At 42.7% G+C, this 2,177-nt stretch carries 2 protein-coding genes; both read left to right on the plus strand.

The annotated features are described in order from the left end of the window. The first annotated feature begins 76 nt into the window (after positions 1-76). Complete coding sequence (locus A3738_RS00635; protein WP_068479535.1) at positions 77-904, plus strand: patatin-like phospholipase family protein; 828 nt, start codon at positions 77-79, stop codon at positions 902-904. 115 nt (positions 905-1,019) lie between these two features. After that, the coding region (locus tag A3738_RS00640) for a hypothetical protein (RefSeq protein WP_156503844.1) at positions 1,020-2,177 on the plus strand (1,158 nt) is incomplete at its 3' end.

Raw genomic sequence — 2,177 nt, forward strand, 5'->3', positions numbered from 1 at the left:
CGACTGGCTTACCTTGTGTAGAGACAAAAACTCACTACAAGTACGCTAGCTTAACATCCATGGAAATAGGACAGAGATGTATCAAAATATTGTTTTTGCTGGAGGGGGAAACAGATGTTTCTGGCAAGCAGGGCTATGGCAAGAGCTTGCAAAACACATCGATCTCGCCCCGACAAAGATTGCTTCTGTTAGTGCCGGCTCAGCGATATCTTGTGCCATTCTGGCTAATAGACTTGACGAAACACTCAATGCGACAATGGAAGTGCAAGCACAAAATAGTAAAAACAGATATTGGTCACACGCGCTTCAAGGAAAAAACATACATCCGCACTCAGAGTTATACCGAAAGATCATCCATAAAGCTCTAGATAAGCCAAGCCTCGTTACACTTCAAAACGCCACAAAAAACAAAGTACTCTTAGCCGAGCTACCTGCCTGGCTTGGACCTCGTTCTGGGGTTCTAGTTGGCCTTGCTAGCTACCAGCTTGAAAAAAAGATTCACCACAGAGTTCATCCCCAATGGGGTAGAAAGTTAGGGTTTCGCTCTCGATTTGTTGTCGCCAATCAGGCAAAGACTATTGACGAGCTCGCCGACCTTATTCTTAGCTCCTCATGCACTCCGCCTTTCACACCAATTATGCGACACAATAATACACACGTTCTTGATGGTGGGATGGTGGATAACGTGCCGGTTCATGGCGTCGATACGAATCAAAGCAAAACTCTTGTATTACTGTCGCGTCCCTATAAAGACCTACCGAATACAGAAAAAATCACATATCTCTGCCCTCTTCAAAAAGTAGAGGTAGAAAGCTGGGATTACACATCACCAAAGAAGGTCCACTCTACTTTCGAACAAGGTAAAAGCGATGCCAAACATTATCTTAAGCAACTATTAGGCTAAGACCACGTTACTTGTGTGACCCTTATCCCAATCGTTTGCCTTTGATTTCGCTTCAAAATCCTAGCTCTATATACTAGCTGGGTTAAATTACTTTTCTCAAAGGAATGTTGTGCCCATGAGTTTTAGCGTACTGCGAAGCACTCATCTGATCATTTGTTTGGTTGCCTTTCTCGCACTGAGTGCGTGTAGTGAAACTCCACCCGTCGCTCGCGAGGAAGACGAAGTGCAGAGCATCAATGTATTTTTCAGTACAGAAAATGAATCAGGTCAAGATGTCGGTAAAGCATTCCAATTCAATCCCGAAAGTGGTCGCATCAACGAACTAGCCACATTCAATGCAGAACCAAACTCCGTCGTGGTGCTCGATACTGACGAAGATGCTCCTGGCTACGAATTCGCAGCCTACGTTGACGGAAAAATGATTAAGTTGCTTAATTATTCGAAAACAGCAAACCGTCGTTCATACGACCTCAAAGAATTTATCGATGACGTGTGCGGCGTATACGCAGCCAAAAGACCTGCATTTTCAGTATTTGATTCAGATAGTGACTACTACCTGAAGACAATCGATGATACAGCAGTATATGTCGCGCTTAAAAATGGCTCTGACTGCTCATTTGCTACAAATCGATATCACTACATAGACTTTGATATATCTCGTTCGAACATCCTTAATGAAAGTTTTAACGTCAGTAGCTCAGAAGTCTTTGGAGCATTTCTGATTGATCCAAATTTTATTTACAACGATGATGATGGTGAGCAGCAAACAGGTCGCTCGATATGGGTATCACACAACGCTGAAACAGAAGCATTGAGCGGTAGGGTTTGGAATGGACCTACATTGTTCGATTTTCCATTTGAGTATAAGTCAGAAAATAAGCCGGCAAGCGACGAAGAAACTCCCCCACCATATGTTGTAAGTGCAGGTGATGACCGCTTAGTTATATTCCGAAACCAAAAAGAATATGACAATAGCCAAATCCTCCAAGCTAGTTATACAACTCTTCATGAGTTAAGTCTTGCCACGCTCAATACTCTTATTAACTCAGAAGATATTGTGGCTAGTGAAAATGCAATCAAAGCGTATTTATCACTTGCACGCTCAACATTTGATAATGCAAACCAAGGTTCCGTCCCAAACCATGCCTTAACGGATGGTTTTATTGCATATGAAGGCGATGACACTCTCTATCGATATCAGTTTGACTCTGGCAATGATGAAGAACTCTATACAAAACAAACAGGCCTAATCGCGTTAACTTTTGCTGCTTTA

The organism is Oleiphilus sp. HI0066, assembly GCF_001635725.1.

What these genes read in the sequence shown, in the direction of transcription:
- A3738_RS00635 (WP_068479535.1), top strand. Translation starts at nt 77, where the DNA reads ATGTATCAAAATATTGTTTTTGCTGGAGGGGGAAACAGATGTTTCTGG.